This is a genomic window from Sphingomonas sp. GW821-FHT02B09, assembly GCF_059421875.1.
Genome location: NZ_JBWKVV010000002.1, coordinates 1358796 through 1365386 on the forward strand (window position 1 = coordinate 1358796; position 6591 = coordinate 1365386).

Genomic DNA, 6591 nt, shown 5'->3' on the forward strand with positions numbered 1-6591 from the left:
CGCACGATATATCGATCGCATCGAGCAGGGCTTCTGCTCTGCCATGCCCGAGCGAAGGGATCCCTGCGTGCGACGGGCCCGCTCGACTTGTGGAGGCGACCCGATGAACGGCGCCGTATACGCTCTCATCGTCAACGTCTGCGTAGCCCTCCTCTTCGCCACCACGTTCGCGGTGATCCGGCTGTCCTATCCCAGCCAACGGTCGGCAGGCCTGTTCTGTGCGACGTATCTATTAGGCATGCTGGCACCATTGAGCGAGCTCGGCATCAGGTTCACGGAACACGTGGAAGCGCTGAAGGCGACGAGCTACGCCAGCCTTCTCGCGTCCGCGCTGGTGACGCTGATCGGCGTCGCGGCGCTTGCCGGGACGCCGATCAGACGGCCGATCGTCATCGCACTGGCGATCTGCGGCACATGTTGTCGCGCGGCAATCTGGAATGGTCCGAGGAGCACGCTCGGCTTTGGTCTCGTCTTCCAGGCCCCATTCCTCGCGACCTTCCTGCTGTGCTCGTGGACATGTGCAAGAAGCGCCCGTCGAACCCACGACGGTCTCTGGCTGACGCTGGCGATCGTCTTCGGTGCCATGTCGACGTACTTTTCGACGAAGCCCTTCTTCGCGGCCGCGTTCGGGGCCGGCGCCACCGCCAAGGACTACGTCGCAAGCTCCTACGCCCTCTTGTCGCAGGCATTGGGCGGGATCATGATCGTCATGTCGGGGCTCGTGATCCTCCTGATCATCGTCCGATCGGTGCTGGATGGATCCATCAGGGACGCCGAGACGGACCCCCTGACGGGCGTCTTCAACCGTCGTGGCCTAGAACGTCGGGCATTCTCGCTGGTCGGGCGCGCAGCACAGTCCGTAGAGCCTCTGGCCGTCATCCTCCTCGATCTCGATCACTTCAAGCAGGTGAACGACGTTTTCGGCCATGCCACCGGGGACGCCGTGCTTCGCGCGTTCGCCGACGCTCTGACATCCTCTGTGCCGCCATCCGCGGTCGTCGCCCGGACGGGCGGCGAGGAGTTCGCGATACTGCTCGAACGCACCACCATGCGTGGCGCGGCCCTCGCCGCGGAAGGCATACGCAAGGCCACCAGCACGCTGGGCGACCATCTCCCGCCCGTCACCGTCAGCGGCGGGATCGCCGAGCTGAAGACGGGGGATACGCTGGCGTCACTGTTCGACAGAGCCGATGCGCGAGCCTATCTCGCGAAGGCGAACGGCCGGGATCAGATGCATCACGGCTTCTAGCAGAACCTTGCGTCTAGCGGAGCCGATCGGTCTAGAAGATAGCCGCGTCAGCGTGGGACCACGCCCTCCGCCGGTCTTGCCACCAGCTTTCTCAATAATCGAGGTGCCCAACATAGATTGGGCGGCCGCAAGATGACTTCGGCTTGCGGTGAAGACCGGCCTGCTGGTATCACGTCTGCATGATCCGCTGGGTAACGACCGATCCTCAAGTTCTCGCGACCTGGACCGACAAGCAGATGCTCGCCGCCTATTCTCTCACACGCGGAACTCCCGACGACGACGAAGCGAAGGCAGTCGCCGCCGAGATGCTGCGGCGAGGCTTTCCGCTGTGATCTGGCAGCACCGATAGTGCTACAAGTCTTGCTGCGCATGTTGCGACATGTCGCTCCCTCGGGATGGTTCACGGATGCGGAGAAGCATCGCTTCTTCCGTGAGTCCGCCTTCAACGCGAACGAAGGAACGGAGCCATGAAGCAGACGGACGCTCTACCCCTTCTGGATCGCCTGCTTTCGTGGGCTCTGCGGCATCCCACCAAGAAGCCGACCCAGTATTGCAGCGCCATAGGGGCGGTGCTCGCAGTGGGGCTCTTCCGGGCGGTCGTGGTCTCCGCCATCGTGCCATGGCTGCTGTTCATACCTGTCGTCCTCATGATGGGACTGCTGTTCGGGCGCCAGCTCGGCCTTCACACCGCCGTCCTGTCGGCAGCTGTCGCCGCGGCCTCGATAGGCCATCGCGCGGAGCACCTATGGCTTAGCGGACCCCAATGGACGGGAACCGCCATGTTCCTGCTCGTGGCATCCGGGATCGCGGTCCTCGGCGCCGAGCTCCGAGCGGCGTTCGCCCGCAACTCACATCTAGAGGCGCAGAACGACGCAAGCCAGACGACGCTGCGGGCCGTGATTGAGAACGCTCCCGTCGGACTGTCGCTGGCTGGAAGTAACGGCGAGTCGGTGTTGATCAACGAACAGATGCGAGTGCTGCTCGGCAGGGACATTTCGATCGGCGGCCTCGAGCGATACCTGAGTGCAGGGGCGATACACGAGGACGGATCGAGCTACGCTCTCGTTCAATATCCGCAGGTCGACGCAATCACTCGGGGCATCGAGACGCGGGCCGCGCCCTTCCTCGTAGAACGCCCGGACGGCAGTCGCCTGCGTACCGAGATCAGTTCGGTCCCACTGCTCGATCCCGCCGGCGGGATCGCCGGGGCGATCAGCGTCATCGTCGACGTCGAGGAGCGTGAACGGGCCATCGAGCACCAAGCGCTCCTGATCGGCGAGCTCGCTCATCGAATGAAGAACACCATCGCGATGGTGCAGGCCATCGTGCATCAGTCGCTTCGGTCGGCATCGACGCTTGCCGAGGCCAAGGAGAGCGTGCTCAGTCGCTTCGAGGCGCTGGTGCGGGCGCAGGACCTTCTGACACGCCGCGACTGGAAGGCAGGAGATCTCGCCCACGTCGTTCAGGCTGCACTCGAAACGGTCGCGGATCCCGACCGTCTCGCTATCGACGGCTGTCCGGTCGAAGTCGGCGCCCGCGCCGCCCTTTCGATGACGCTGGTGATGCACGAGCTCGCCACTAACGCACTCAAATACGGTGCGCTGTCCGTGCCGGATGGTCGAGTGGAAATAGGGTGGCGGATAGAGACTGTCGAAGGGTCCGAGCGTGTCGTGCTGACATGGCAGGAGCGGGACGGGCCGCCAGTCGTCCCTCCTTCCCGAAAAGGCTTCGGGACCAGGCTCATCGACACGATGGGGCGGACGTTCGGCGGCCGCAGCGAGCTCCTGTATCCGCCCGACGGCCTCCGCTGGACCGTCGAGGCCGACGCACGCCAGCTTCGATCGCTGTAGATCTTCGGAACCGCGCAGACGGCGACAGGTTGAAGACGCCATGCCGAGCAGAGCCAAAACCGTTGTCCTGGTCGTCGAGGACGAGCCTATCATCATGATGGACGCAATGCAGTGCCTGGAGGACGCGGGCTTCGAGGTGGTCGACGCCTACGACGTCGAACATGCGCTCGTTCGGCTCGGCCAGCGTCCTGACATCGGAGCCGTCTTCACCGACGTCAACATGCCGGGCCGGTTCGATGGCGTGGAGCTCGCCCGCATGGTCAACGAGCGCCGTCCGGACGTCGTCGTCATCGTGACGTCCGGCGCGGTGGAAGTGCATACGTCGGATCTTCCGGAAGGAGGCAGTTTCGTTCCCAAACCGTACCGCGGCGAGCATGTCGCGAGACTTATCGAGGAGTTGGTCGCCTGACCGTCGGGTAGCCCGGCGTCATGCCACTATCCTGCTACGAGGACAATGACGGCCAAGGGGGTAGAGTGCGCGAAGTCTTCGAACTGAAGGGCAAGTGCCGGGCGTCGGTGCCAACAGAGCCTCGTCAGGGTCGGCCGGCCGAAACGACCCCGTCATAACGATGCTGACGGATCCCGGAGCGGGACAGTCCTAGATCGCCCTTGGTCTTTGTGCCTGATATGTAAGGCACTCTCACTATTTATCGCGATAATTATCAGCGATGGAGCGGCGCATGTGACCCTAAAGTGCTCGAGAGGAACAATGAAAGTCATCGCGTTTCTAACTGCCTGGACCATGCTCTCACTTCTGGCGGGCCTGGGCTTCAGCCTGTTCGTAACCCTACGATCCCGATCGCAGATATAAAGGTGACGATAAAGCTGACGACTGCGGACGACTGTCAACGGCGGAGCAAAAGTCGGCCACCGTGGCGGAGTAAAAGCCGGCCGGTCGAGGCGTGTGCTGACGATATGAGAAGGGCCCCGATCGGGGCCCTTCTCATATCGTTGCTGCCTCTGGTGTGGCGGTCAGGGTGACAGGATTTCACTGGTGTCCGGGTCGACCATATCACTGGCCTGGTTTTGCTCCGCCGCGCGGCGTCGGCGTCCGGTGGAGTGTTTGAGGCGGTAGCTGTCGCCGTTCATCGTCAGGATGGTGGCATGGTGGGTCAGCCGGTCGAGCAGCGCGCCAGTCAGCCGTTCGGAGGCGAGCACCTGCGTCCAGTCTTCAAAGGGCAGGTTGGAGGTGATGATGGTCGAGCCGCGCTCGTAGCGTTGCGACAGCACCTCGAAGAGCAGTTCTGCCCCGGTCGGCGACAACGGGACGTAGCCGAGTTCGTCGACGACGAGCAGCTTTACCGCTGCCATTTCCCGCTGGAGCTTGAGGAGGCGACGCTCATCGCGTGCCTCCATCAGCTGGTTCACCAGCGAGGCCGCGGTGGTGAAGGCGACCGTAAAGCCCTTCTGGCAAGCCGCCAGGCCGAGCGCCAGGGCGACATGGGTCTTGCCGGTGCCGCTGTTGCCGAGCGCGATGACGTTCTCGCGTCGCAGGATGTATTCGCAGCGGGCAAGCTCGAGCACCATCATCCGGTTGAGACTGGGGATGGCAGTGAAGTCGAAGGTGTCGAAGTTCTTCACCGCCGGGAAGCGCGCCGCACGGATCCGCCGCTCGATGGTCCGGCGCTCGCGGTCGAGAAGTTCCAGCTCGACGAGCCGCAGCAGGTAGCGCGGGTGGTCGATGCCGCCCTGCGCGCATTCGCGCGCCACTTTCCCATATTCGCGCAGCACGGTCGGCAACTTGAGCTGTTTGAGATGGTGGGCGAGAAGTACCCGCGGCGTGCCAGCGGTCGTGCCCCTCGGCATGGCATCCTTGCCCGTCATGCCGCCAGTACCGCATAGTCGGCCGCGCGCGTCGTCTTCACGTCCATCTTGGGCACGTGTGGATACGCCACCAGATCGAGCCGGGGCGGACGGCGCTCGATACGCGCCAGCGCGATGAGCTTGACCGCGTCGAAGCCGGGCGCCCCCAACTGGATCGCCTCGGTCACTGCGTCCGTGACGATGGGAAGCGGCATGGCTTCCAGCAGTCGCAGCACCTGAATGAACTCGCGTTTGCCCTTGTTGCCCATCCGGGCTTCGAGCAGGTGGCGCAGGTGCTGGAAGATGTCCGGCAGGTTCCAGTCCTGCAGGGCGGCTGCCTGGTCGAGCGCACCGGGCTTGGTCTCGATAAGCGCCAGATAGTGCAGCGGGTTGGAGACGAACACGCCTTCGCCGTAGCAGCGCGCGTGCCGGGCGATCTCCTCGCCCGCACAGAGGATGACGACCTCGTCAACGAAGCCTTTCACCACCACGTCGCGAAAGCCATACGCGGTCGGCACCGAATAGTCGTTGGTCCGGTAGCGCACCAGCGCCGTGGATGACACGCGCCCGGCCCGTTTCTCGCATGGCTCCAGCGGCACGGCCGGCAGAGGCTGTAACGCGGCCATGTCAGCGACCAGCCGCTCGCCGATGGTGTCGGCGTGACGACCGGCATGCTCGTCCTGCCGCCCACGGCAGCGCCGCTCGAGCCCGGTGTTGAGATCATCGAAGCTCGCGACCACCGGCACGGGCACCATGAAGTTGTTGCGCGCGAACTTCACCAGCCCCTCGACCTTGCCCTTGTCATTGCCCCGTGCCGGGCGGCCGAAGCGATCCCGGAACAGATAATGGCTGACCAGTTCGGTGAAGGCACGGGTGCGCTCGCGCGTCCCGTCGCCACAGATCTTGGCCACGGCGATGGTCGTGTTGTCGTAAAGGACGGACAGCGGCACACCCCCGAAGAACGCGAACGCCGACACGTGCCCGTCGAGAAACGCTTCCGTCGTCTCACGAGGGTACGCCTTGACGAAGCACGCATCGGACTGTGGCAACGACATGCAGAAATAGTGGATCTTCATCCGCTCCCCGCCGACCACCGCGACCGCCACCAAAGTCGACCTGCGCATGCCCCGGCGGGTGTGCCAGCGGCACGAACGTTTCGCGGCTGCGCGCGCGGCATAGCCGCACATGGTCCTTCACCATCGTGTAGCCGCCCGTATAGCCATGCTCGTCGCGCAGCCGCTCGAAGATCCGTTTGGCCGTATGCTGCTGCTTACCCGGCGCCTCCCGGTCCGCATCCAGGATTGCGTCGATGACAGGCAGCAGCGCCCCCAGCTTCGGCTTGGTCGGAGGCTTCGTCCGTCGGTATCCTGGTGGCGCCGAATACAGGCACATCTTGCGGACCGTGTCCCGGCTCAGCCCGAACACGCTTGCTGCCTCGCGGCGACTATGGCCCTCGACGAATACGAACCGCCTGACTGCTGCGTAGCTCTCCACGACAAACATCCCCGCCGCCCCGAAAAACGGGCAGCTTAACCACTGGCCGGATTTTACTCCGCCCCCGCCAGCACTGTGCCGGCGGTACCGTGGCCGGGTTTGTCACCGCCCTTCACAGCCGTGGCCCAGATGAATCCTACCAGTTCGCGAGCGACCGCAGTCGCGGCGACGTTGCTGCGCTTTCCGCATCCCTCC

At 64.3% G+C, this 6591-nt stretch carries 5 protein-coding genes and 1 pseudogene; 4 read left to right on the forward strand and 2 right to left on the reverse strand.

The features are described 5' to 3' along the window. Nucleotides 1–103: 103 nt before the first annotated feature. From AC07U4_RS14420 to AC07U4_RS14435, 4 genes are all read left to right on the forward strand, one after another. Nucleotides 104–1249 carry a GGDEF domain-containing protein gene (locus AC07U4_RS14420; protein WP_495195828.1) on the forward strand — a complete coding sequence of 382 codons (1146 nt, stop codon included), beginning with the start codon at nt 104–106 and terminating at the stop codon, nt 1247–1249. Nucleotides 1250–1428: 179 nt separating this feature from the next. Further along, complete coding sequence (locus AC07U4_RS14425; RefSeq protein ID WP_495195829.1) at nt 1429–1581, forward strand: hypothetical protein; 153 nt, start codon at nt 1429–1431, stop codon at nt 1579–1581. A gap of 135 nt (nt 1582–1716) precedes the next feature. Continuing rightward, nucleotides 1717–3099 carry a sensor histidine kinase gene (locus AC07U4_RS14430; RefSeq protein WP_495195830.1) on the forward strand — a complete coding sequence of 461 codons (1383 nt, stop codon included), beginning with the start codon at nt 1717–1719 and terminating at the stop codon, nt 3097–3099. A 40-nt stretch (nt 3100–3139) separates the two neighbouring features. After that, nucleotides 3140–3508: a response regulator gene (locus tag AC07U4_RS14435; RefSeq protein WP_495195831.1), complete on the forward strand. Its 369-nt coding sequence runs from the start codon at nt 3140–3142 to the stop codon at nt 3506–3508. Between the two features lie 563 nt (nt 3509–4071). Here the strand turns inward: AC07U4_RS14435 and istB are convergent. Continuing rightward, nucleotides 4072–4905, reverse strand: coding sequence for an IS21-like element helper ATPase IstB (gene istB / locus AC07U4_RS14440; protein WP_495195875.1), 834 nt, complete (start codon nt 4903–4905; stop codon nt 4072–4074). 14 nt (nt 4906–4919) lie between these two features. Beyond that, nucleotides 4920–6405: pseudogene (gene istA, locus AC07U4_RS14445) on the reverse strand (IS21 family transposase). Between the last annotated feature and the right edge of the window lie 186 nt (nt 6406–6591).